The organism is Pseudomonas sp. Con_6, assembly GCF_059379395.1.
Map to the genome: position 1 here is coordinate 3,459,964 of NZ_CM182011.1, position 21,212 is coordinate 3,481,175.

Genomic DNA, 21,212 nt, shown 5'->3' on the forward strand with positions numbered 1-21,212 from the left:
TCTCCTTAACGTTGCCACTGGGCGCGTTTCAGCGACCAGACGAAGTCCAGTCGGTTGTAGCCGGCAAACTCCGATTCCGGCACCAGGGATGTCGGGTAGACGATCCCGTCCTGTTGTTTCAGGGCGAAATTGAAGTAGCCCTTGTCCTTGGAGTACGCCGCCGTGTCGTGGCAGGCGAAGCACGAGGACTGGCTCTGGAAGGCCGATTCGAGCTGGGAGTTGGCAAGCAGGGTGGGATTGGTCTGCAGTTGCGTGCCGATCAGCTCGTACTGGGACAGGTTGGCGTAGATCCCCTGGAACTCGCTGTTGACCGGTTGCGCCGCAGTGGTCGGCCCGGTGCTGTTGGTCATCGGCGTGGGCGGAATCGCATTGGTTACCGTGTACTTGGGGTTGTTGCGGTTCTCGAAGGTGGTCCAGACCCAGCCCGACACCAGCTTGTTGATGACGTGCAGCGCGCTGAGCGCGGCATAACCGACCTTGTAGCTGCCGTCCGTGTCCTGGTACCAGGCCTGGGCGATGTAGTACTTGTCGTTTTCCAGCGCCGTCTTGAAGGCCGTGTCGTTGCCGATCCACAACCAGCCGGCCTTCAGTTCCCAGGCGTTGGACGGGAAGGACAGGTTGCCGGTCAGGGCGGCCTGGCCATTCACGTTGTAGACCTTCTGGTCGACGATGTAGTCGAAGGTGCCCTCGCTCATCAGCAACTGGAAGCGTACCGGCTTGCCGCGTTCCTGCTCAGGCACTGCGGTACCGCCCATCTCCAGGATCAAGCCGTCGACCTGTTGCACGGCGTTGAGGTTGTGGAACGCGCGATTCAGGTTCATGCCCTGAGCCGTGGCCGCGTCCAGCACCGCCTGCGGTGGCGGCACGTTCTGGCTGTAGGCGCCGGGTGCGGCGCCATTTTTCAGGTAGACCTGGTCCGAGGGTTTCAGGGTTTCCCAGACCCGGTCCAGGCCATTGGCTGCCGGCTGGTTCAGACAAGCGAACCAGTTCCAGCTCAGGGTTTCCGGGCTCTGTGTCAGCTCGGCCCGGGCTTTGCTCAGGTCGCCGCCGAAGTCGAGGAAGTTGTTGCAATCGAAGGCCTCAGCCTGGGCCAGTCCGGCCAGTGTACTGAGAACGGTTATAGAGATGGCTCGCCGCATGTAAGCTCCTTGGCTTTGGCCAGGTCGGTGTAGGACTGCCCCAGGAAGTGTTCCAGGAGCAGTTGTTTGACCTCTGTCACCGCGAGGCGCGGTGGCAACGGCAGGTCGCAATCGGTGATGAGCAGCGGTCCGTGCTGCTCGCTGGCCGGGGCACGGCCATGACTGCCGCGGACCAGCCCGCTGTCTAGCGGAATCAGGTCCATGTAGTAGCGAAAACCGAGCTTCTTCTGCAGCAGGCGGCGCGCCACCTTCAGCATGGGGAAGCGGATGGCCGGGTCGACGAACAGCTCCACCGGGTCGTAGCCGGGCTTGCGGTGGATATCCACGGTTCGGGCGAAGTCGGGAGCCTTGGCGTCGTCGAACCAGTAGTAGTAATCGAACCAGTGGCCGGGCGCCGCCACGGCGACCAGTTCGCCGCTGCGCGGGTGGTCCAGCTGAAGGGCGCGCTGTTCCTGTGTGTCCAGCACCTGCTCGATACCGGGTTGCTCCTGCAGCAGCGCCTTGACCCGGGGGATGTCATCGGCTCGTTTCACGTAGACGTGGGCGATCTGGTGGTCAACCACGGCAAAGGCCGCACTGGCTCCCGGGTCGAGTAGCTCCCAGGTCAGCGACTGGCGGACCTGCAACAAACCTTCGGCGCGCAGTACCCGGTTGATCGACACCGAGCGCTCGACGGCCTCGATGCCATATTCGGAGAGCAGCATCACCGCCGCGCCTTCGGCTCGGGCAAAGTCCAGCAGGCGTCCGACCTCGTGGTCGATGGCCCGCACCTCATCGGCGATCGACGGGTGATCGGGGCCCACCCGCTGCAGGCTGTAGTCGAGGTGGGGCAGGTAGACCAGTTGCAGGTCGGGGCGGTTGAGCTGGAACTCCAGCAGGGCGCAGTCGACGATCCAGCGGCTCGATGCGATGCCGGCTGCCGGGCCCCAGAAACCGGGGAAGGGAAACTCACCGATCTGCGCTTCGATCCGCTCGTGCAGGCCGGGCGGCGACGAGTACAGGCCGAACAGCTTGCGCCCGTCCGCCGGGTAGTGCGGACGCGGGGTGATGGAGGCGTCGACGTCGGCGTACATGTTGTACCACCAGAACAACTGGCTGCAGCGAAACCCCGGCAACTCGCGCTGCAAGGTGTGCCAGACCTTCTCGCCCTGGATCAGCGCGTTGGGTTGCAGCCAGAAGCGCACTTCGGCCTGGTCGCGCAAGTACCAGCCGTTGCCGACGATGCCGTGACCGGAGGGCGGCAGGCCGGTGAGGATCGAGGCCTGCACGGTGGAAGTGACAGCCGGGAAAGTCGGTTGCAGGCTGGCCATCTTCGCTGTCTGCAACAGCGCGTTGATATGCGGCGTCGCGGGCCCTAGCAACGACGGGGTCAGACCGACCACGTTGATCAGCAGCAGGGGCTGGCGGGTGCGTTCAGCAGGCATCGGCAGGCACCTCCCGTGCGTGTTCCGGCAACAGGTGCCTGGCGCGCAACTGGGTTTCGAGCCACTCCAGTTCGGCAGCGATGCCGCGCAACTGGGCCTGCTCGTCGGCGGGCCGCAACTGCGCGGGCAGGACGCCCCAGCTGTAGGTTTCCACTTCCAGCACAGGGCGAAAGTCCTCGTGTTCGGCCAGGTAGTCGAAGGTCTGCATCAGGGCGCCCTGGCTGCCACTGAGTTCAGGCAACAGCAGGTGCTCGCTGAACAGCGGCACATGGAAATGAATGCGCAGCTCGGGGTAGCGCCCCGGCTGCCGGGCGCAATCGTTGAGGGCGGCCGGCAGGTCCGGCCAGTGGGCATCGCGGGCTTTGACCTGATGCAGATAGGTGGTTTCGCAGAAGCTGCCCAGCACCTTGAGAACCTCTGCGCAGCGTTGTTCGTCCCCGGTGGGCAAGCGGCAGATCAGGGCGTTGGAGAGCTGGATCTTGCCGATAGGCACCCCGGCCCGGCGGATCCGCGCCAGCGACTGGTAGCAGTCCTCGAACATCACCGCCTGGTGGCAGACGTCGAAGCATAGCGCCAGGTAGGCATGGTTCGGATCGCTGTCCTGCCAGTGCCGGAAGAAGGCGATGGCCTGGTCGGTGTTCTCCAGCACGCAGTCCGGTTCCATTTCCAGGCAGAACACGATCTTCCTGCCGGTCTCCCGGTGCAGGCTGGCGAGGCCGACCGTGAGCTGGCGCAGCTGGTCTTCGGCGCGCTGCTGCAACAGCGGACTCCAGCCGGAGGCATAGCCCAAAGGAACGGTGGAGATCACTCCTTGCTGACAGTCGAGGGGCAGGGCCTCGGCCAGGATCCGCGCCAGCTCCAGGCTGTAGGCCAGGCGTTCCGGCATGCTCCAGTCGGGCAGGTAGACCTCGGCCTTGACCGCTCCCTCATGAAAGCGCCCATAGGGAAAGCCATTCAACGAAGTCAGACGCAGCCCGGTGTCATGCAGCAGGTCGAGGAACTGCGCCCGCGCCGCCGGCTGTTGCAGCTCGGCGGCGGCGCGGGCGCAGATCCACAGGCCGCTGTCCTGCTGCGCCAGCCCACGCAGCCGGCGCACGCCCTGGAAGTGCCGTTCGATGGAAGAACGCAGCCCGGCCAGGTCATGGGCCGGGTGCACATTGCTGCAATAGCCGAGCTGCGCGGCCTTCATTTGACCACCGGGTCCTGGCCACGCAGGGCGGAGTTCTCCTGCCACTGCTTGCGCTGGTCGATGGGCAGCGGCTTGCTGACCAGGTCCTTGTCCAACTGCTGGCTCTGGGCGAAGAAGTCCACCGGGTTATGGAACAGCACCTGCTCCACCTGGGCCTCGGTGAAGCCGGCGGCGAGCATGGCCTGGCCGGTTTTCGGCACTTTCAGCGGGTCGCTGATGCCCCAGTCGGCGGCGCTGTTGACCACCATTTTGTCGGTGCCGTACTGCTTGAGCAGGGCCACCATGCGCTCTTCCGACATCTTGGTGTTGGGGTAGATGGAGTGGCCGCGCCAGCAGTCGCTGTCCAGCACCAGCGGCAGGGTCAGCTCGTTGAGGTGATCGATGATCACCATGTTTTCGTCGATGCCGACTTCGCGGATCACCGCCAGGGTGCGCTTGGTGCCGCCGATCTTGTCGCGGTGCGGGGTGTGCACCAGCACCGGCAGCCTGAACTGCCGGGCCAGATCGAGCTGGGCGGCAAAGAAGCGGTCTTCCTCGGGGGTGATGTCGTCGTAGCCTATTTCCCCCACGGCCACCACGCCGTCCTTCACCAGGAAGCGCGGCAGCACATCGAGCACCTCTTGGGCGATCCGGAGGTTGTTGGCTTCCTTGGGGTTGATCCCGATGGTGCAGAAGTGATGGATGCCGAACATGCTGGCGCGGAAACGCTCCCAGCCGAGCAGGGTGTCGAAATAGTCAACAAAACTGCCGAGGCTGGTCCGCGCCTGGCCCTGCCAGAATGCCGGTTCGATTACCCCGGTGATGCCAGCGGCCGCCATGTTCTGGTAGTCGTCGGTGGTGCGGCTGACCATATGGATATGCGGATCGAAGTACTTGGGCATGGGTAGTTCCTCATCAAGGCAGAGTGTCGTATGAGTGGGGTTTCGTTCAGTGGCTGGCCAGGTGCTCGTGCCATTCCTGTGGCAGGCGCTGCTGCTGGTACAGGCCTGCCAGGCGTTGGCGTTGCGCAGCACTGAGCAGACCGAAGGCGATCAGCCTCGGCAGGCTGGGGGATACCGTGCGGGCGGCGGCCAGCTGTTCATCCAGCAGGTCGAGGGCCAGTTGGTTGAGGGTGACGTCGTGGCGCTGCGCCAGGTCGATCACCCGCCCGCTATCCAGTCCCATGCCCAGCGCCTTGAGCAGCAACTGGTGAAAGGCCCGTTCCGGGTAGTGACGGGACGGGTAGGGCGTATCAAGGGCGAGGGCAGCGAACACCTGGGGATTGCTGGTACGGCCTGCCAGCAACGCCAGGTCCAGGCACTGGCCACGGCTGTCGAGCCAGTCGAGTGCCTTGAGCAGGACGATCTTTTCCTGGTCGTCGCCCCATAGGAACAGCTGGTTGAGTAGCGGCACCTGGGCCTCGCCGGCCTGCTGTTCGACCACTTGGGCCAGCAGCAGTGCGCGGGCCAGTTGCACGGTGCTCCAGCCATCCGTGCCGGCTTGGTCACGCAGGTGGCGTTTGCACTGGCTGATCAGCACGGCGGCCTTGATCGCCTCGGCGGTCTGAGCCAATTGCTCCCGTGCCTGTTGCCACCAGTGCAGTTCGTCCGGGTCGAGTTGCCGGGCCAGGTCCTGGTGCCGTTCAGCCAGGCACTCGTGGCGCATCTCGAGCGAATCCATGCTCATGTCGGTTTGATCCAGCGCTGGAAGTGAGGAAGCAGGAAGAACACCAGGACGCAAAACAGGCTGCCCAGTGGCTGGTCGGCTACGGCCATGACCAAGGCATCGAACAGCGGCAGCGCCGCCAGCCCTGCGCCGATGAAGGCCCGTACCTGGCGCTTGTGTGGATTGGCCAGATGCAGCCGGTAGTGCCAGCCCAGCCAGCCGAGCCACAGTGCGAGCACCGGCCAGAACCACAGGTTGCCGGCGTACAGCGCCAGGGCCATCGGGCTGAGCATCAGCAGCACGGGCAGGCGGCTGATCAGCTGGTTGCGGTGTTCCTGGCGGGCCAGGTAGGTCAGGCCGCTGATATACACGCCGAGCAACGCGGCGCAGAGCCAGATGGGCCCTGGCGGTATCGCCAGGCTGGCCGCGGCGGTGAGGTACAGCGCCGAGCGACAGGCGCCCATCAGCCAGACGCTATGGGCATGCTTCTTGTGCAGCAGGTTGTAGCCGAAGATGCAGCCCACCAGCAGGATGACGCTACCTAGCAGCCAGTGCGGCTGTTCGATCATCTTGCTCAGGAGCAGTGCCGAAACAGCGGCCAGCGCCAGCAACAGCACGCTGGCGAGGCGCACTTGCTGGCGGCTGACCAGGCCAAGGGTGATGGGCCGCGGGTTGTTGTGCTGTTCATCCCAGTCGGCATCGAGCAGGTCGTTGAGCAGCATGCCGGCCAGGTACAGCAGCGACAGTGTCACCAACAGCAACACCCAGACCAGCGACGACGGCGGCGCCAGGGCCCCGGCGCTGCTGGCCAGCAGGGCCGCGGCCAGGGTGTTGGTCCAGACGGTCGGCAGGTTGGAGATACGGCCGAGGGTCATCCAGGTCTTGGCTTGAGGCATCTGGCTCATGGCGTGCAGCCCTCGTTCAGGGCCGCTGACAGGGTGCCGCGGGACGACAGCCGCAGCAGGGCTTGTTCCATCAGGCGATCATCGATTTCATGCAGGTCGATCGAGCCACCGATGCGGTTGAGCATGGGAATGGACAGTTGTCCGCCGAGGTGCTGACGGAACTCTTCCAGTCCGAGCAATACCCGCGAACGACCTTGTGCGTCCTTCAGGCTGAGCTCAGACGGGCAGAGGTTGAAACCTAGCCTGGTAAGCAGGTCCATGACGCGCTCGGTTTCGGCATCACTCAACAGGCCCAGGGCATTGGCATACAACCCGTCAAGGGCCATGCCCACCGCTACCGCCTCGCCATGGCGCAGGCGGTGCTGGCTGAGGTTCTCCAGCTTGTGCGCGGCCCAGTGGCCGTAGTCCAGCGGTCGGCCGTTGCCGCGTTCGAAGGGATCGCCGGCACCTGTGATATGGGCCAGGTGCAGCTCCGCGCAGCGGCGGATGGCATGGCGGCTGGCGGCATGCTCGAAGCGGGCGAGGGCGTCGGCCTGCTGCTCCATCCACTGGAAGAAGGCCTCGTCCTTGATCAGCGCCACCTTGACCGCCTCGGCCAGCCCGGCGATCTGGTCGCGGCGGCCCAGGCTGGTGAGCAGCTGGAAGTCGTTGATCACGGCGCTGGCGGGGTAGAAGGCGCCGAGCAGGTTCTTCTGGCCGAAGGCGTTGATGCCGTTCTTCACCCCGATTCCCGCGTCGTTCTGCGCCAGTACCGTGCTCGGCAGGCGGATCAGGCGGATGCCGCGGTGGAAAGTGGCACAGGCGTAGCCCACCGAATCCAGCAGGGCGCCACCGCCCATGGCCAGGACGTAGCAGTGGCGGTCCAGGCCGTGTTCGAGCATGTCGCGGTAAAGCTGCTGCAGGACCTCGGCGGTCTTGCTCAGCTCACCGGCCGGCACGGCGATGGGTGGGGCTTGCAGGTGCAGGTCGGTATGCGCCGCGAACCAGGTGTGGATCTGTGCCGCCAGTTGTGGATTGCACTGCAGCAGGTGCTCGTCGGCGAATATGAGTACCGTCACCCGGCCGTGTTGGTCTGCCGTGAGTTGCTGGTGCAGGCAGGGATTGGCCAGGTCGAACAGATGATCGGTGAACACCACCGGATAGTCGTAGCTGACCTCGAAGCGGCCGCGCAGCAGTTGTTCCGGCGTCTGCCGCAGGCGTTTGAACAGGCTGTAGCCGGCGATGAACAGCCCTGGCAGGACCATGCTCGCCAGCAGTGTCACCAGCAGCGCATTCTGCTCCACCAGATAGCTGCCTATGGCGCTGTAGGCCAGGGCCAGGCCGGCATTGGCCAGGGTGGTCACCACCACGAAGGCGCGCAGCGGATAGCGCTGCATGCCGGCGGCCACCACCGAGGTTTCCGCCAGCACCGGCACGCCGCGCAGGCAGACCAGCGACAGGGTGCCGAGTTTGTAGGCCAGTTGCCCGGGCTTGCGCTGGTGCAGGCCGAGGCGGCCGGAGAGCACCCGGAAATAGCCGGCGCCCAGGGCATAACCGAGGCAAGCGCCGAGGCACAGCCCGATGAAGATCACCAGGTAACCCGCGAGACCGCCCAGTGTTGCCACGGTCAGTAGTGCCACGATGCTCGACGGCACCGGCAACACCACGTCGAGGGCCAGCAGGGCGATCACCAGCAGTGCCAGGTAGAACTTCTGGGCCGGGGTGTTGGGGAGGTACAGCTCTAGTTGGGCGAGCAGGTTCTCGATCTGCTGTTCGAACAACAGAAAGCTGGCGATCACCAGCGCTACGAAGCAAATCAAAGACACCCAGAAATAATCGGCAGGCCCTCGTTTCGAGAGCACGCCAAGCCAGCGGCCGCGCATCATCAAGCATCCCTCTTGATATTTTTTTGACTGATATCCGTTTCAGCTTTTACAGACTGATAGTTGTTTTTTTGAGGGAGTGAGGTGTCTTTTGAGTGATAGTGTTTTGATGGCACCTCATCAGGTCACTCAGAAAACTTAGACGGTCGTTGTGTTTTTGCAAGGTGGGGCCTGAGAGGAATTTTCTGTGGGCATGGACTGCCAGCCAGCGCGCGATCGGTGTGGGGGATTCACCGGAACGCCGGACCGTCGCGATCGACGGAGAAGCCGTCGTAAAACCTGAGTCCCAGATTCACCTGACACACCTGGGATTCAGAGTTTATGGCCGCTTTGCGGCCAATCGCGGATGAGTCCGCTCTCGATCCGGTCATGCCCCCATGCGCCCGCCATCGAATAGGCGACGCCGAGCATCGAGGCATGGCTGAGCATCACGCCCTTGGGGAAAGCAGCGTCGTTTTTCCCGTACGGCTCAGTCATGTTCCAACTGCACGTACTCCAGCATCTTCTGGCTGCCGTCAAGAATGTCGGCGCAGATCGCCTCACGTGCAGCCGGCCCGTCCTTCTTCTTCAGCGCGGCAAGCACTTCCCAGTGGTGATCGATGGCCATGCGTTCGTTGAAGCTGCTGTAGGCCCGGGCAATCAACGGCCCGGTGCGCATCCACAGACCATCCAGCAGGCTGGACAGCACCGGCATGCCGGCAATCTCCGTCAACGCGTAGTGAAATTCATGGTTGTGGGTGAGGGCGGAGGCGAGGTTGTTGTCCTGGATCGCGGCCAGGTTGTTGCGGATGCAGGTTTCCAGGCGTTCGAGCTGCTGCGGGGTCACCCGCGACGCCGCCGTCTCCGCCGCCAGGCCTTCCAGTGCCAGGCGGATGCTGCGGATTTCCAGGTACTGCCCGGAGGTCAGCATGGGGACGCGGATATCCCGCGGCGTCTGCAGTACCAGCGCCTGTTCCTTGGCCAACTGGAGGATGGCGTCGCGCACCGGCGTGACGCTGGTCCCCAGTTGCTCGGCCAGGTCACGGATGCGCAGCCGGTCGTTGGGCTGGAAGCGGCCGGTGATCAGCGCTTCACGCAGCAGTCCGTAGATGCCGCTGCCCAGGTAGGAGTGCTTCAGGTTCTCGATGGGGTAGTTCATTGCGTGCTCGTGTGCGACCCGGCAGGGGGAGGGGATCCGTCCGCGCGGGATTATCGAACAACTTAGACATGTTGCCCACCATTCACATGGATCTCGGCGCCGTTGACGTAGGACGCGCCCTGGGTACACAGGAAGTGCACCAGGGCGGCCACTTCCTCGGGCTTGCCCATGCGTTTCATGGGAATCGAGCGCTCGACGATCAGCTCGGTACCGGCGGACAGGATCGAGGTATCGATCTCGCCGGGTGCGATGGCATTCACCCGCACGCCATGGGCGCCGAAATCATGGGCCATTTCCCGGGTCAGCGCTGACAGCGCGGCCTTGGAGCAGGCGTAGGCCACGCCGGCGAAGGGATGGACCCGCGAGCCGGCGATGGAGGTGACGTTGATCACCGAGCCCTTCGCCGCCTTCAACTCTTCGAACAGCCCCCGCGCCAACAAGGCCGTGGAGAACAGGTTGACGTTGAACACGTTCAGCCAGGTGGCGTAGTCGCAGTCCAGCACACCAAGCCGCGCGCCCTCCGGGCCTTTGGGTGAGATCCCGGCATTGTTCACCAGTGCGTCCAGGCGTCCGCCGATTTTCTCGCGGATCTCCGCAAGCCGCTCGTGCACCTCTTCGATATTGCCCAGGTCGAGATGAATGTGGTTCGCCAGCCCTTCGGACCAGGGGCAGCCTTCGCCCAGGTCCTGCCGGGACGCGGTGAAAACCCGCCAGCCGGCGGCGTTGAAGTGTTTCACGGTGGCGTGGCCAATACCGCGGCTGGCGCCAGTGAGGAGCAGGGTGCGTTGGTCGGTCATGGGGGAGTCCCTTTCATCTGGTGACTGGAGCATAGCTTAAAAAATATGATGCATCATATCCTGAACATGTTTAAATGAGCCCACCCGAATGAGGGTCTGTTTGCTGCCACTAACAAGAAAACTGCCATCCCTTTGAAGCTGCCCCCTGACCGTGGCTCACCTGGAGAGACGCATGCACAAGAAAATCGCAGCCGTACTGATGCTTGGAACCCTTGCTGGATCGCTGAACGCCGCTGAAAAGCTCACCGTGGTTTCGTTTGGCGGCAACAACCGCCAGGCGCAGGAAAAAGCTTTTTACCAACCCTTCACCGCGAAGAACGCCACGGCCATCACCGCCGACGACTACAACGGCGAGATGGCCAAGATCAAGGTCATGGCTGACACCGGCAAAACCAGCTGGGACGTGGTGGAGGTCGAGTCGCCGGAGCTTATCCGCGGATGCGCCGAGGGCTTGTTCGAGCCGCTGGACTGGGAGCGTATCGGCAAGAAGGACGATTTCATTCCGGCGGCAGTCAGTGACTGCGGGGTCGGCATCTTCATCTGGTCCACCGTGCTCACCTACGATCCGAAGAAGTTCGACGCCGCCCCGCAAGGCTGGGCCGATTTCTGGGACGTGAAGAAATTCCCGGGCAAGCGCGGCCTGCGTCGCGGCGCCAAGTTCACGATGGAGTTCGCCCTGCTGGCCGATGGCGTTGCCAAGGAGGATGTCTATAAGGTGCTCGGCACCGATGCGGGTGTCCAGCGCGCATTCAAGAAGCTCGACGAGATCAAGTCCAGCGTGCAGTGGTGGGATTCCGGGGCGCAGCCGTTGCAATGGCTGGCGGCGGGCGACGTGGTCATGACCTCTGCCTACAACGGCCGGGTTACCTCGGCGCAGGCGGAAGGGCAGTCGTTCGCGATGCAATGGAATGGCAGTCTCTATGATCTCGATCATTGGGCGATCGTGAAGGGCAGCAAGAAAAAGGAACTGGCCGAATCGTTCATCGCCTTTGCCAGCGAGCCGCTGCAACAGAAGAACTTCGTCGAGGCCATCCCCTACGGCCCGAGCAACAAGAATGCGATGGGCCTGGTCGACAAGGCGGTGGGTGAAAAGCTGCCGACGGCCCCCGAGAACCTGAAGAACGCCCGCGCCACGGATGCCGAGTTCTGGATCGACCACGGCGAAGATCTGGAAGAACGCTTCAACGCGTGGGCGAACAAGTGAGAGACCGGGCGCCCGCGTGGACGCGGGCGCCCATTGTGAGTGTGAGGAACCTGGTTTATGCCGCTTGAAAATTCAGTGATTGATGACAGCTTGCTGGAAGTCGCACCCGCGCAGGTCAGTGACCTGCAGGCGGGCGCGGTGCTCCAGCAGTTCTTTGGTTTCAGCGGCAGGCTGGAAAAACTGGGCGGGGAACGCGACCTGAATTTCCGCGTGGTCCTGTCCGATGGCTCGTCCCGGCTGCTGAAGCTGTCCCACCCGCTGGAAAACCCGCAGGTGGTTGACTTCCATAACCAGGCCATGCGCCGGATCGAGGTGCGTGATCCCGGGCTGCCGGTGCAGCGCGTCCACCCGGCGCTTGGCGGCGCGTACACGACCTGGGTCGAGATCGATGGACAGCGCATGCTGGCGCGGCTGCTGTCCTTTGTCGACGGGCTGCCGTTGCATCGGATGAAGTACACCAGCCAGGCGTTGCGCCGGGATATCGGGCGCTCCCTGGCACGCCTCGATGTTGCCCTGGAAGGCTTCGATCATCCCGCAGCCGGTCACGTGCTGCTGTGGGACATGCAGCATGCCGAGCGCTTGCGGCCGCTGCTGGCACACATCGCTGAGCGTGACGGACGCGAGCTGGTGGAGCAGGGTCTCGACTGTTTCGAATCCGCGGTCTTGCCGAGGATGTCGGCGCTGCGCAAGCAGGTCATCCACAACGACATGAATCCGCACAACCTGATCGTCGATGCCGATGATCCCGATGTGCTGCGCAATATCCTTGACTTCGGCGACATGGTGCAGGCGCCCCTGGTCAACGAAGTGGCGGTCGCGGCCTCGTATCACCTTGGGCAGGTCGGCGATGTGCTGGAGCCTGCGCTGGACGTGATCGGCGCCTACCACCAGCACAACCCGCTGACCAGCGATGAAATCGCGTTGCTTCCGGAGTTGCTGGTCACGCGCCTGGCCGTGGCCCTGTGCATCAACTCCTGGCGTGCGGAACTGCACCCGGAAAACCGCCAGTACATTCTGCGCAACGCCCAGCGTGCATGGGCCAACCTGAGGGCGATGTCCGCTCTATCGCGAGCGGAAATCGAAGAGCGGATTTCCCGGGGACTGACTGCATGAGCATGATCAATGGTTTCACCGCGCAAGACGCCGCGCGGCTTTCGGAAAACGAGCGCCGCCTCATCGAACGTCGCGAGCGCCTGCTGGGCCCGGCCTACCGACTGTTCTACGAGCATCCGCTGCATACCGTGCGTGGCGAGGACGTCTGGCTGTTCGACGAGCAGGGGCGCCGCTATCTGGATGCCTACAACAATGTTGCGTCCATCGGTCACTGCCATCCGCGGGTGGTGGAGGCGATGTATCACCAGTCCCGGCAACTGAATACCCATACCCGCTACCTGCAGGAAGGGATCCTCGACTACGCCGAACAGTTGCTGGGGACCTTCAATGGAGACCTGGAGCGGGTGATGTTCACCTGTACCGGCAGCGAGGCCAACGACCTGGCGCTGCGTATTGCCAGGCAGTACTCCGGCGGCACGGGCGTCATCATCACCCGATTCGCCTACCACGGCGTGACCGGGGATATCGCCGAGCTGTCGCCATCACTCGGGCCCGCCATGGTGTTGCCGGCGCATGTGCGCACGGTGCGTGCACCGGATGCCTATCGTCTCGGCGCGGAACATGTGTCGTCGACCTTCGCGGCTGATGTCCGAGCGGCGATCGAGGACATGAAGGCCCACGGCGTCCGGCCTGCGGCGATCCTGCTGGATGGCATCTTCTCCAGTGACGGCGTGCTGCCAGGTCCCGCAGGTTGCATTGCCGAGGGCATCGCGGTCGCTCAGGCCGAAGGGATGCTTTATATCGCCGACGAGGTCCAGCCGGGCTTTGCCCGTACCGGGCTGAACATGTGGGGCTTTTCGCGGCACGCCGTGCGGCCGGACATCGTCACGCTCGGCAAGCCCATGGGCAATGGCCAGCCCATCGCCGGGATCGTCGGGCGTGCCGAGGTGGTCGATCACTTCGGCAGGAACATGCGCTACTTCAATACCTACGGCGGCAACCCGGTGTCCTGTGCAGCCGGCAAGGCGGTGCTGGACGTTATAAAGGAAGAGAATCTGCAGCAGCGCTCCCACGATATCGGTGGTTATCTGCTCGAAGGCCTGTCCGGGCTTGCGCAGCGTCATGAGCTCATCGGCGATGTCCGGGGGGCGGGGATGTTCCTCGGTGTCGAGCTGGTCAGCGACCGGACCACCCGGCAGCCCGCCGCCACGCAGGCGCGCAAGATAGTCAATGCGATGCGCGAGAACGGCGTGCTGATCAGTGCGGCGGGGCCGCTGGAGAACGTGCTGAAGATACGGCCCGTGCTGACGTTCACCCGGGAGCATGCCGATCTGCTGATTCAGGCGGTCGATACGGCATTGCACGCTATCCGCCTGTAAGCCGCCACTTCATTTCCTCTTCATCGCGCCCGGCCACTTTTGTAGCCGGGCGCGTGCGTTTGTACACCTCTCCTGCGACTTCTACCCACCTCGAGCGGCTATCAAATTTGATAAGTCGTGATTATTTGATCTTATATTTCAATGATTTCATTATTCTCAATTGACTAAACTGGTATGTAAATACAGAATACGTACCACATTACGAAATTGCAGGAAAACGCAACATGGCCCGTGGTGGTATCAACAAGGCAGTCGTGCACAAAGCCCGTCAGGCGATCCTGGCCCGGGGCGACAACCCCAGCATCGACGCGGTGCGTATTGAACTCGGAAACACCGGCTCGAAAACCACCATTCATCGCTACCTGAAGGAACTGGAGATCCAGAAGCCGCCAGCCACCACCAGCGTGCCGGACCTCAGCGAGTCCATCAGCGGTCTGGTACGCAATCTTGCCGAGCAGTTGAAGGAGGAGAGCGACAGCAAGGTCGCCGAGGCGCAGAAGTCGTTCGATGTGGAACTGGCGGGCCTCAAGACCCAACTGCAGGAAAGCCAGCAAGCTTTGGCGGCGGCACAGCAGCAGTTGCAGATCCAGGGCGCGGCGCTAGCGGCGGAATCTGCCGAGCTGGCCACCACCCGCAGCACCCTGCAGAGCGAGCACACGCGCAACGCCACCCTGAGCCAGGCGGTCGGCGAGCTGAATGTGCGCCTGGCCGACAAGGACGAGCAGATCGCCTCGCTGGAAGACAAGCACCAGCACGCCCGCGATGCCCTGGAGCACTACCGCACCGCAGCCCGCGAACAGCGCGAGCAGGACCAGCGCCGTCACGAGGCGCAGGTGCAGCAGTTGCAGGTGGAACTGCGCCAGATGCAGCAGACGCTGATCGTCAAGCAGGACGAAACCACGCGCCTGAACCGCGACAACGAGCGCCTGCTGGTGGAGGCGCGGCATATCCAGCGCGAATCGCAGCAGCTCAAGGACCAGGTCGAGCAGCATGCTCTCGAGGGTCGCACCCTTAGCGCCAATCTGGCCCAGTCCCAGGGTGCCCGCGAGGAGCTGCAGCGGCAGAGCCAGGCGCTGGTGGCACAGCTGGAGCAGGTCAATGGCGAGCGCCGCCAGCTGGGCAAGCAGGTGAAGCAGTTGGAGGCCGACCTGGAAACGCTGCGTCAGGCGCAGCAGCAGGCGCCGGCAGCCGAGTAAGGCTCAGAGCGCCTTGTGCATGGCGCAGCGGTCCGGCAGGCCCAGGGCTTGTTCGTGCTGCAGTTGCTGGCGAAGCGTTTCACCGGCCTGCGCGTCATCCAGGCGCTGGAAGCCCAGGCGGGCATAGAAGGGTGCATTCCAGGGAACGGTGGCAAAGGTGGTCAGGGTCAGCGCCTTGAAGCCTGCGTTGTGCGCCCATCGTTCAAGGTGCACGAGCAATGCACGCCCCAGGCCACGGCCCTGACTGGACTGGGCGACCGACAATTCTTCGATATGCAGCGTGCCGTCCACCGCACTGGCGCAGACAAAACCCAGCGGCTGGTCGTGCTCGTCCACGGCCAGCCAATGCAATCCGCCGGCGATGAAACCCAGGTGCTGCTCAGTGCTCAGCACATCGTGCCCGGCCAGCCAGGCCAGGTTGTCCAGGGTGAGGAACGACTGCGCAGCCGAGCGCTCGATGGCGGGGAGCAGGGCGGCGTCTTCCGGGCGGGTGGGGCGGATGGTCATGGAACTCTCGAATCGGTTGCAGGCAGCACACCTTACCCGTTGATCGGCTGGCCGGCACTCGGTGGCCCGGGATCTGTTCGAAACAAGGACAGCCAACGGAGGTCATTGCCATGAACACTACACCCGAACCCCATGACGACCCGCTGTGGAAGGACCCACTGGCCAATCCACAGCGCGAGCATGATCCGGTCACCGATCCCAATGTGAACGGTGATCCGAAGCGGCCGACCGAATCCGGCGATATCGAGCATGAACCGCTGGAACCGGATCAGCCGACGCCGCTGTCGGACGAGCGCAGGTAGTGTCAGGCCGGCACGCCGAGGATGATGTGCGAGGCCTTGATGACGGCAGTTGCGCTCACGCCGGCTTTCAAGCCCAGCTCCTGGACGGCATCGCGGGTGACGATCGAGTACACCTTGGTCCCGCCGGCCGGTTCCAGGGTCACTTCGGCATTGACGGCGCCTGGGCGCAGCTCGCGGACCTTTCCTTTGAACACATTGCGGGCGCTGACTTTCATGGGGCTCTCTCCGTAGGAATGAAAAAACCTGACCAAGATGTCAGGTTTCGATGTATAGATGGAACCATGGCGAGGGTAGTCGGTGTTCATCTGGAAGGGTCGACGCGAATCTTGTGGGAGCGGGTTCACCCGCGATTGCAATAGTGAATTCACCACCGTAATCGCGGGTGAACCCGCTCCCACAAGTCCCCGCTGACGGGCATCAAAAAACGCCCGCAAATTGGATGGGGCGCTTGTGCGCCGTGCTACCCCGGGTGACCAGACCCGGTCGCTGAATTTGCAGCGACCGGCGAAGCCTAGGCACCGATGTCCACGAGCGCAACGCTTTAGAAGGCGCGGAAGTATGATTGGGAAATTGCCTACAAGAAAGTCGGAAATACACGGAATTTCGTAGCCATATGCAACACCTTTTCTGAAGCGCCTACTCAATCCGGACGATTCCCGACCCCGTCCAGACCGGTTATTGCTACCCGTCCAAAAACCGGCGAGAGCACCCATGACCGACCTCCAGACCCGCGAAGATTCCGGCGTCCTGATCATCACCTTCGCACGCGAAGCCAAGAAGAACGCTATTACCGTGGCCATGTACCAGACCCTGACGCAAACCCTGCAACGGGCGGCGGACGACCCGGAGATTGCCGTGGTGCTGTTCCATGGTGGCGAGCAGGCTTTTTCTGCCGGCAATGACCTGGCCGATTTCCTCAGTCAACCGCCGGACGGGCTTGATGCGCCGGTGTGGCAGTTCCTGCGGGCACTGGCGGGGTTTCCGAAGCCTTTGGCGGCGGCAGTGTGCGGGGTTGCGGTCGGTATCGGTACGACCTTGCTGCTGCACTGCGATCTGGTTCATGCCGGCAGCAATGCGCGATTCAGCTTGCCGTTCGTGAACCTCGGGCTGTGTCCGGAGGCGGGTTCCAGTCTGTTGCTGCCGAGGTTGTTCGGGTATCAGCGGGCTGCCGAGGCGTTGTTGCTGGGCGAGCCATTCAACGCCGAGACCGCAGCACGAGCCGGGCTGGTTAGCAAGGTTCTGGAACCGCACGAGGTGCTGGAAAGCGCCCTGGCCCAGGCGCGGAAGATGGCGAGCAAGCCGCTGCAGGCGTTGATCGAGACCAAGCGGTTGCTGAAAAGAGGGGATGTGGTGGAGCGAATCGACGAGGAAGCGCGGGTCTTTGCCCGGATGCTGCAGGCAGGTGCGGCCCAAGAAGCTATAGCCGGTTTCAGGCGCTGATGCTGTTGGGGCCGCTTTGCGGCCCTTCGCGACGGTTCGGCGCCCCGACAAGCTCGCTCCCACAGGTTTTATGTCGAGCCAGGATGTTGCGGCTGGCAGTGATCCTTGTGGGAGCGTCTAATTGACCTGCCGCGAAGTCCGCACCAGCAAGAACACCGCCCCCAGCACCGGCAAACTCACCAGCAACAACGCATACCGCAACGAATCCTGCCCGGCCACGCCCATCAATCCATCACTGAGCAACCCGGCCAGCAGCGGCCCGACGCCAATCCCCAGCAAGGTACTGACAATGGTCTGCAACGCCATCGCCGTCCCGCGTCGGTTAGCCGGCACCAACTGAGTCACCAGGTTGTACGACGGCGCCACCCACCACACCGCGAAAAAGCTGTACAGCGCACACCAGAGCATAGCCACCGGCACCGGCAAGCTGCCGAGATGGAAAAGCAGGGTATCCGGCCACAGCAGATAGCTGGCCAAGGCCGCCATGGCGGTGATATGGCCGATGATCGGAATGGAAAACTGCCAATGCCCGTCCCGCCGGCTCAGGCGATCACTGAGCCAGCCGCTGAACAATCCGCCAATCCCCGCCGCCGTCCCGCACACGACGCCAGCCAGCAACCCCGCGTGCTGCAGCGACAACCCATGGGAGCGCACCAGGAAACTGGTATTCCACATGGCGATGGCATAGGAACTGAGGGTGGTCAGGCCGCCGGCAAGAATCAGTTGCCGATAGGCCGGCAACTTCCACAGCCCACTGGTCTCGCGCAACAACCCTGGGGAGGGCGAGGGCACATGCGCCGTCAGGTCCCAGCGCCCACGCTGCGGGTCACGCACGACGAACGCCAGCGCGGCAGCGAACACCAATGCCGGCAAGCCCAGGGCAATGAATGCGAAGCGCCAGCCGTACTGTTCGACCACCCAGGCGCCCACGCTCAACCCGATGATCGAGGAAAAGGTCGGCGCCGCCGTGAAGCAACTGATAGCGAAGGACCGCCGCTGCGGCGGATACAGGTCGGCAATCAGCGACAGCGAGGCCGAGGTGGTCGGCGACTCGCTCACCGCCACCAGCATCCGCGCCACGGCCAGCAGCACGAAGCTCCCGGCCACGCCGCAGGCCATGGTCGCCAAGGCCCAGAGCAGGCAGGACGCGGCCAGCAGGCGGGTGCGCGACAGACGATCCACCAGGCGCCCCGCCGGCAAGCCCATCACCGCATACACGGCAGCGAAGGCCAGCCCGGAGATCAACCCCATGGCCGTGTCGCCGACGCCGAACTCGGCCTTCACCGGCTCGATCATCACCGCGAGGATCTGTCGGCCGACGAAGTTGTCGGCAAATACCATGGCCAGCAACAACAGCAGACCATGGGCGCGCCAGCCTACCGGGGCGGCGGACAGTGCCGGCACGGCGGCGCTCATCGCGGCGCCCAGAGGTCGGGCAGGCCGGGGTCGCTGACCACGATCAGGCGCTTGAGCAGCACCTTCAGCGCCTGGGCATCGGCCTGGCCAAGCTTGGCGGTGAGTTCCTGTTCCACCACCTTGGCCAGCGCCACCTGTTGCAGCGAAGTCTCGCGGCCCTTGGCGGTGAGGACGAAGCGCAGGTCGTCGCCTTCGCCCTCGATCGCCACCAGTTCCTGGCGTTCCAGGAAGCGCATGCCGGCCAGGGTCACCACGTGCCCGGTATAACTGACGAAGGTGTTGATCTCGTCGAGGTCGAGGTTGTCGCGAATGCACAGCACCGCAAGGATGAAGAACGCCTGTTCGTCCAGTTGCTGGTTGCACAGCAGCTTGCGCAGCAGGTCGAGGGCCTGGTAGTGACCGCGCCCGAGCAGGTAACCGAGCAGGTCCTCGGTGTAGCTGCATTCCGGTGGCGGTGGCGTGGTAGCCAGGCGCAGCTCGTTGCGCGGCTTGCGTGTGGTCAGGGCGTACTGGCCGCTCTGGAACGCCAGCGGCGCGCGGTCGCTGTGGTCGAAGGCGAGCACTTCGCCGACGAAGATCACATGGTCGCCGCCTTCGTACTGGAACGCCGTACGGCACTGGAAGCGCGCGGTGCAGTCCTGCAGCAGTGGCGCTTCGCTGATGCCGCGGTCCAGCCCCACTTCGGCGAACTTGTCCTCGCCCTGAGTGGCGAAGCGCCCGGAAAGGCGTTCCTGCTCGGTGGACAGCACATGCACGTTCCAGTGCTTGCCGCTGCTGAACACCGGCAGGCTGCGGGCCTGCTTGGACAGGCTCCAGAGCACCAGCGGCGGGTTCAGCGATACGGAGTTGAAGCTGTTGGCGGTGATGCCCACCGGGGCGCCGTCCTCGCCCTGGGTGGTGATGATGGTCACGCCGGTGGTGAAGGTACCGAGCGCCGCGCGGAAGGCCTGGGGGTCGAAACCGAGGTGTTGTGTTGCCATGACTGGCCTCATGCAGTGGTTTTTCAGGAGGCCAGTATTGGGCGCGGCAGCAGGCCGGACATCGTCTCAACGGACTAACGCTTTTGCCCGGTCCTCGTCCGATCGGACGACGCGCGGCGGGGATTGCGTCGGCAACGTGGGCCCTGCGCATCGGGCGCTACAAGAGCCAACACAACCGGCCATATTGCCAAGGAGCCAAGCATGAGTTCATCGATCCTTTCGTCACTGCTGGAACGCCAGAAATCCGCTTTCAATGCTGCGGGAAAGGTGGACGCCGCCACCCGCCGGCGGCGCATCCAGCAGGTGATCGACCTGTTGGTGAACCATCACGCCGTTCTGACTGAGGCGATGGACGCGGATTTTGGCGGTCGTCCGGCCGGTTTTTCCCTGATGAACGATATCCTCGGCGCCCTGGCTTCGCTGAAACACGCCCGCACCCATCTGGAGACCTGGATGCAGGACGAGCCCCGCGCGCCGTTCCCGCCCTATGACCAGTTGGGCGCCGAAGCCTGGGTCATGTACCAGCCCAAGGGCACGGTGGGCATCCTCGGTACCTGGAATGCACCGCTGTTTACCCTGTTCAGCCCGCTGGCATCGGTGCTGGCGGCGGGCAACCGGGCGATTCTCAAGCCGTCGGAAGTGACGCCGCGTACCGCCGAGGTGCTTGCCCGCCTGTGCGCCGAACACCTCGACCCGCTGGAAGTGGCGGTGGTGACTGGCGATGTGCAACTGGCCGAGGCCTTTACCGCGCAGCCTTTCGATCACCTGGTCTTCACCGGCAGCACCGCTGTCGGCCGCTCGGTGATGCGCAATGCTGCGCAGAACCTGGTGCCGGTGACCCTGGAACTGGGCGGCAAGTCGCCGGTGATCGTCTCGACCAGTGCCGACCTCGACCAGGCCGCCTTCAGCATCGCCGTGGCCAAGGCCACCAACGGCGGGCAGATCTGCATCAACCCGGACCTGGTGTACGTGCCACGGACCTTGCTCGAACCCTTCGTTGCCGCGATGCGCACGGCCTACGCCAGTCTGCATCCGACCATTGCCGGCAACCGCGATGTGGTGGCGGTGGTCAATGCACGGCACCTGGCCCGGGTCGAGGGCTATATAGAAGACGCTCGTGCCCTGGGTGCACGGATCGAGTCCCTGCCGGAGGAGATGCCTGTTGGCGAACACGAACGCCGCCGCCCGCTGCGCCTGGTGATCGATCCGCCAACCCAGAGCCGGATCCTGCAGGAGGAAATCTTCGGTCCGGCCATGGTAGTGCTCGGCTACGACGACCTCGGCGCGGTAATCGACAAGATCAATGCCCGACCGCGCCCCCTGGCCTTGTATTACTTCGGCCAGGACGCCGACGAGCAGCGCCGGGTGCTGGAACACACGGTCTCCGGTGGCGTCACCCTCAACGACGTGATGATGCACGCGGCGATGCACGACGCGCCCTTCGGCGGTGTCGGTGCCTCTGGCATGGGTCATTACCACGGCCGCGAAGGCTTCCTCGAATTCAGCCATATGCGCACGGTATTCAAGGCCCCCAGCCATGACCCGCGCCGCGAATGGGGCCTGTTGCCGCCGTATGGCGAGCATTTCCAGGCGGCCATGCTGTCGATGCTGACCTCCGACTGAGCCGGCGAGGAATC

20 protein-coding genes and 1 pseudogene are annotated in these 21,212 nt (G+C 63.9%); 7 read left to right on the forward strand and 14 right to left on the reverse strand.

Annotation, left to right across the window (positions count from 1 at the left end):
* Positions 1-5 precede the first annotated feature (5 nt).
* From AC5QPF_RS15450 to AC5QPF_RS15495, 10 genes are all read right to left on the reverse strand, one after another.
* A complete protein-coding gene (locus AC5QPF_RS15450; protein ID WP_494964054.1) occupies positions 6-1,139 on the reverse strand; it encodes a hypothetical protein in 1,134 nt (377 codons plus the stop codon).
* The gene (locus AC5QPF_RS15455; protein ID WP_494964055.1) at positions 1,118-2,563 is read right to left on the reverse strand and encodes an alkaline phosphatase family protein; all 1,446 of its coding nucleotides are present in this window, start codon (positions 2,561-2,563) and stop codon (positions 1,118-1,120) included. Before AC5QPF_RS15455 ends, AC5QPF_RS15450 begins: the two co-directional genes overlap by 22 nt.
* On the reverse strand, positions 2,553-3,752 hold the full coding sequence (gene eboE, locus AC5QPF_RS15460; RefSeq protein ID WP_494964056.1) for a metabolite traffic protein EboE: 1,200 nt from the start codon (positions 3,750-3,752) through the stop codon (positions 2,553-2,555). The genes AC5QPF_RS15455 and eboE overlap by 11 nt, the downstream gene beginning before the upstream one ends.
* Complete coding sequence (locus tag AC5QPF_RS15465; protein WP_494964057.1) at positions 3,749-4,633, reverse strand: TatD family hydrolase; 885 nt, start codon at positions 4,631-4,633, stop codon at positions 3,749-3,751. The genes eboE and AC5QPF_RS15465 overlap by 4 nt, the downstream gene beginning before the upstream one ends.
* A gap of 46 nt (positions 4,634-4,679) precedes the next feature.
* Positions 4,680-5,417 (reverse strand): EboA domain-containing protein, encoded by a 738-nt coding sequence (locus tag AC5QPF_RS15470; RefSeq protein ID WP_494964058.1) that lies wholly within the window; start codon positions 5,415-5,417, stop codon positions 4,680-4,682.
* On the reverse strand, positions 5,414-6,301 hold the full coding sequence (locus AC5QPF_RS15475; protein ID WP_494964059.1) for a UbiA family prenyltransferase: 888 nt from the start codon (positions 6,299-6,301) through the stop codon (positions 5,414-5,416). The genes AC5QPF_RS15470 and AC5QPF_RS15475 overlap by 4 nt, the downstream gene beginning before the upstream one ends.
* A complete protein-coding gene (locus AC5QPF_RS15480) occupies positions 6,298-8,166 on the reverse strand; it encodes a 3-dehydroquinate synthase (protein WP_494964060.1) in 1,869 nt (622 codons plus the stop codon). Before AC5QPF_RS15480 ends, AC5QPF_RS15475 begins: the two co-directional genes overlap by 4 nt.
* 309 nt (positions 8,167-8,475) lie before the next feature.
* Entirely contained in the window at positions 8,476-8,640 is a 165-nt protein-coding gene (locus AC5QPF_RS15485) for a hypothetical protein (RefSeq protein WP_494964061.1), read from the reverse strand.
* A complete protein-coding gene (locus AC5QPF_RS15490) occupies positions 8,633-9,301 on the reverse strand; it encodes a GntR family transcriptional regulator (protein WP_458977061.1) in 669 nt (222 codons plus the stop codon). Before AC5QPF_RS15490 ends, AC5QPF_RS15485 begins: the two co-directional genes overlap by 8 nt.
* A gap of 62 nt (positions 9,302-9,363) precedes the next feature.
* A complete protein-coding gene (locus tag AC5QPF_RS15495) occupies positions 9,364-10,098 on the reverse strand; it encodes an SDR family oxidoreductase (protein ID WP_494964062.1) in 735 nt (244 codons plus the stop codon).
* A 172-nt stretch (positions 10,099-10,270) separates the two neighbouring features.
* Here AC5QPF_RS15495 and AC5QPF_RS15500 point away from each other — a divergent pair, with 172 nt between their 5' ends.
* From AC5QPF_RS15500 to AC5QPF_RS15515, 4 genes are all read left to right on the forward strand, one after another.
* Positions 10,271-11,302 (forward strand): extracellular solute-binding protein, encoded by a 1,032-nt coding sequence (locus AC5QPF_RS15500; RefSeq protein ID WP_494964063.1) that lies wholly within the window; start codon positions 10,271-10,273, stop codon positions 11,300-11,302.
* Positions 11,303-11,359: 57 nt separating this feature from the next.
* Complete coding sequence (locus AC5QPF_RS15505) at positions 11,360-12,415, forward strand: phosphotransferase (protein ID WP_494964064.1); 1,056 nt, start codon at positions 11,360-11,362, stop codon at positions 12,413-12,415.
* Complete coding sequence (locus AC5QPF_RS15510; protein ID WP_494964065.1) at positions 12,412-13,734, forward strand: aminotransferase class III-fold pyridoxal phosphate-dependent enzyme; 1,323 nt, start codon at positions 12,412-12,414, stop codon at positions 13,732-13,734. The genes AC5QPF_RS15505 and AC5QPF_RS15510 overlap by 4 nt, the downstream gene beginning before the upstream one ends.
* Positions 13,735-13,958: 224 nt before the next feature.
* Positions 13,959-14,930, forward strand: coding sequence for a DNA-binding protein (locus tag AC5QPF_RS15515; protein WP_494964066.1), 972 nt, complete (start codon positions 13,959-13,961; stop codon positions 14,928-14,930).
* Positions 14,931-14,933: 3 nt separating this feature from the next.
* Here the strand turns inward: AC5QPF_RS15515 and AC5QPF_RS15520 are convergent, their stop codons facing one another.
* Positions 14,934-15,437 (reverse strand): GNAT family N-acetyltransferase, encoded by a 504-nt coding sequence (locus tag AC5QPF_RS15520; protein ID WP_494964067.1) that lies wholly within the window; start codon positions 15,435-15,437, stop codon positions 14,934-14,936.
* A 110-nt stretch (positions 15,438-15,547) separates the two neighbouring features.
* Between AC5QPF_RS15520 and AC5QPF_RS15525 the strand changes: the two genes are divergently transcribed.
* The gene (locus tag AC5QPF_RS15525) at positions 15,548-15,739 is read left to right on the forward strand and encodes a hypothetical protein (RefSeq protein WP_494964068.1); all 192 of its coding nucleotides are present in this window, start codon (positions 15,548-15,550) and stop codon (positions 15,737-15,739) included.
* A gap of 2 nt (positions 15,740-15,741) precedes the next feature.
* On the opposite strand, the pseudogene AC5QPF_RS15530 reads toward AC5QPF_RS15525, so the two are convergent.
* A pseudogene (locus tag AC5QPF_RS15530) lies at positions 15,742-15,960 on the reverse strand (TOBE domain-containing protein); the annotation flags it as partial.
* A gap of 490 nt (positions 15,961-16,450) precedes the next feature.
* Here AC5QPF_RS15530 and AC5QPF_RS15535 point away from each other — a divergent pair.
* Positions 16,451-17,179, forward strand: a complete 729-nt coding sequence (locus AC5QPF_RS15535; protein WP_494964069.1) for an enoyl-CoA hydratase-related protein — start codon at positions 16,451-16,453, stop codon at positions 17,177-17,179.
* A 117-nt stretch (positions 17,180-17,296) separates the two neighbouring features.
* On the opposite strand, the gene AC5QPF_RS15540 is transcribed toward AC5QPF_RS15535, so the two are convergent.
* Positions 17,297-18,595, reverse strand: coding sequence for an MFS transporter (locus AC5QPF_RS15540; RefSeq protein WP_494964070.1), 1,299 nt, complete (start codon positions 18,593-18,595; stop codon positions 17,297-17,299).
* Positions 18,592-19,575 (reverse strand): flavin reductase, encoded by a 984-nt coding sequence (locus tag AC5QPF_RS15545; RefSeq protein WP_494964071.1) that lies wholly within the window; start codon positions 19,573-19,575, stop codon positions 18,592-18,594. The genes AC5QPF_RS15540 and AC5QPF_RS15545 overlap by 4 nt, the downstream gene beginning before the upstream one ends.
* 201 nt (positions 19,576-19,776) lie before the next feature.
* Here AC5QPF_RS15545 and AC5QPF_RS15550 point away from each other — a divergent pair, with 201 nt between their 5' ends.
* On the forward strand, positions 19,777-21,198 hold the full coding sequence (locus AC5QPF_RS15550; protein ID WP_494964072.1) for an aldehyde dehydrogenase family protein: 1,422 nt from the start codon (positions 19,777-19,779) through the stop codon (positions 21,196-21,198).
* Positions 21,199-21,212 lie beyond the last annotated feature (14 nt).

Coding starts and splice junctions, on each gene's coding strand:
- AC5QPF_RS15450 (WP_494964054.1), bottom strand. CDS start 1,139: ATGCGGCGAGCCATCTCTATAACCGTTCTCAGTACACTGGCCGGACTG.
- AC5QPF_RS15470 (WP_494964058.1), bottom strand. CDS start 5,417: ATGAGCATGGATTCGCTCGAGATGCGCCACGAGTGCCTGGCTGAACGG.
- AC5QPF_RS15550 (WP_494964072.1), top strand. CDS start 19,777: ATGAGTTCATCGATCCTTTCGTCACTGCTGGAACGCCAGAAATCCGCT.
- AC5QPF_RS15485 (WP_494964061.1), bottom strand. CDS start 8,640: ATGACTGAGCCGTACGGGAAAAACGACGCTGCTTTCCCCAAGGGCGTG.
- AC5QPF_RS15500 (WP_494964063.1), top strand. CDS start 10,271: ATGCACAAGAAAATCGCAGCCGTACTGATGCTTGGAACCCTTGCTGGA.
- AC5QPF_RS15490 (WP_458977061.1), bottom strand. CDS start 9,301: ATGAACTACCCCATCGAGAACCTGAAGCACTCCTACCTGGGCAGCGGC.
- eboE (WP_494964056.1), bottom strand. CDS start 3,752: ATGAAGGCCGCGCAGCTCGGCTATTGCAGCAATGTGCACCCGGCCCAT.
- AC5QPF_RS15540 (WP_494964070.1), bottom strand. CDS start 18,595: ATGAGCGCCGCCGTGCCGGCACTGTCCGCCGCCCCGGTAGGCTGGCGC.
- AC5QPF_RS15520 (WP_494964067.1), bottom strand. CDS start 15,437: ATGACCATCCGCCCCACCCGCCCGGAAGACGCCGCCCTGCTCCCCGCC.
- AC5QPF_RS15510 (WP_494964065.1), top strand. CDS start 12,412: ATGAGCATGATCAATGGTTTCACCGCGCAAGACGCCGCGCGGCTTTCG.
- AC5QPF_RS15515 (WP_494964066.1), top strand. CDS start 13,959: ATGGCCCGTGGTGGTATCAACAAGGCAGTCGTGCACAAAGCCCGTCAG.
- AC5QPF_RS15465 (WP_494964057.1), bottom strand. CDS start 4,633: ATGCCCAAGTACTTCGATCCGCATATCCATATGGTCAGCCGCACCACC.
- AC5QPF_RS15475 (WP_494964059.1), bottom strand. CDS start 6,301: ATGAGCCAGATGCCTCAAGCCAAGACCTGGATGACCCTCGGCCGTATC.
- AC5QPF_RS15480 (WP_494964060.1), bottom strand. CDS start 8,166: ATGATGCGCGGCCGCTGGCTTGGCGTGCTCTCGAAACGAGGGCCTGCC.
- AC5QPF_RS15495 (WP_494964062.1), bottom strand. CDS start 10,098: ATGACCGACCAACGCACCCTGCTCCTCACTGGCGCCAGCCGCGGTATT.
- AC5QPF_RS15505 (WP_494964064.1), top strand. CDS start 11,360: ATGCCGCTTGAAAATTCAGTGATTGATGACAGCTTGCTGGAAGTCGCA.
- AC5QPF_RS15455 (WP_494964055.1), bottom strand. CDS start 2,563: ATGCCTGCTGAACGCACCCGCCAGCCCCTGCTGCTGATCAACGTGGTC.
- AC5QPF_RS15545 (WP_494964071.1), bottom strand. CDS start 19,575: ATGGCAACACAACACCTCGGTTTCGACCCCCAGGCCTTCCGCGCGGCG.
- AC5QPF_RS15525 (WP_494964068.1), top strand. CDS start 15,548: ATGAACACTACACCCGAACCCCATGACGACCCGCTGTGGAAGGACCCA.
- AC5QPF_RS15535 (WP_494964069.1), top strand. CDS start 16,451: ATGACCGACCTCCAGACCCGCGAAGATTCCGGCGTCCTGATCATCACC.